General features: G+C 66.8%; 1 protein-coding gene. It reads right to left on the bottom strand.

Going from position 1 to position 1,004, the window contains the following annotated elements:
* Positions 1 to 1,004: S-(hydroxymethyl)glutathione dehydrogenase/class III alcohol dehydrogenase (locus EBE87_RS28415; RefSeq protein ID WP_120641309.1), on the bottom strand; the 1,004-nt coding region annotated here is incomplete at both ends.

Here is a 1,004-nt window from a genome sequence, read left to right as displayed (position 1 = left end):
CGGGTCATGAGGTCGAAGCCCTCGTTGATCTGCTCGAGCGGCATGGTGTGGGTGATCAGGTCATCGATGTTGATCTTGCCCTCCATGTACCAGTCGACGATCTTCGGCACGTCGGTGCGACCGCGCGCGCCGCCGAAGGCCGAGCCGATCCAGCGCCGCCCGGTGACCAGCTGGAAGGGCCGCGTCGAGATCTCCTGCCCCGCCGCCGCCACGCCGATGATGGTGGAGACGCCCCAGCCCTTGTGGCAGCATTCCAGCGCCTGGCGCATCAGCGTGGTGTTGCCGACGCATTCGAAGGAATAGTCGGCGCCGCCCCGCGTCAGCTCCACCAGGTGGCCGACGAGGTCGCCCTTCACCTCCTTCGGGTTGACGAAGTGCGTCATGCCGAACTTGCGCGCCATGGCCTCGCGGCCCGGGTTGATGTCGACGCCGATGATCATGTCGGCGCCCACCATCCTGGCCCCCTGGATGACGTTCAGCCCGATGCCGCCGAGGCCAAACACCACCACCGTCGAGCCCGGCTGCACCTTGGCCGTGAAGATCACCGCGCCGATGCCGGTGGTGACGCCGCAGCCGATGTAGCAGACCTTGTCGAAGGGCGCGTCCTCGCGGATCTTCGCCACCGCGATCTCCGGCAGCACCGTGTAGTTCGAGAAAGTGCTGGTGCCCATGTAGTGGTGCAGCGGCTTGCCGTTGCAGGAAAACCGGCTGGTGCCGTCCGGCATCTGCCCGCGCCCCTGCGTGACGCGGATCTTCTGGCACAGGTTGGTCTTCTGGCTCAGGCAGTAGTCGCATTCGCGGCATTCCGGCGTGTAGAGCGGAATGACATGGTCGCCGCGCTTCAGGCTCTTCACGCCCGGGCCGACATCCACCACGATGCCCGCGCCCTCATGCCCCAGGATGCTCGGGAAGATGCCCTCCGGATCGGCACCCGAGAGCGTGTACTTGTCGGTGTGGCACAGCCCGGTGGCCTTCACCTCCACCAGCACCTCCCCCTCGCGCGG

The sequence above is a fragment of the Teichococcus wenyumeiae genome, assembly GCF_003696345.1.
Taxonomy (GTDB): Bacteria; Pseudomonadota; Alphaproteobacteria; order Acetobacterales; family Acetobacteraceae; genus Pseudoroseomonas; species Pseudoroseomonas wenyumeiae.
This window is presented reverse-complemented; position numbering and strand designations above follow the sequence as displayed.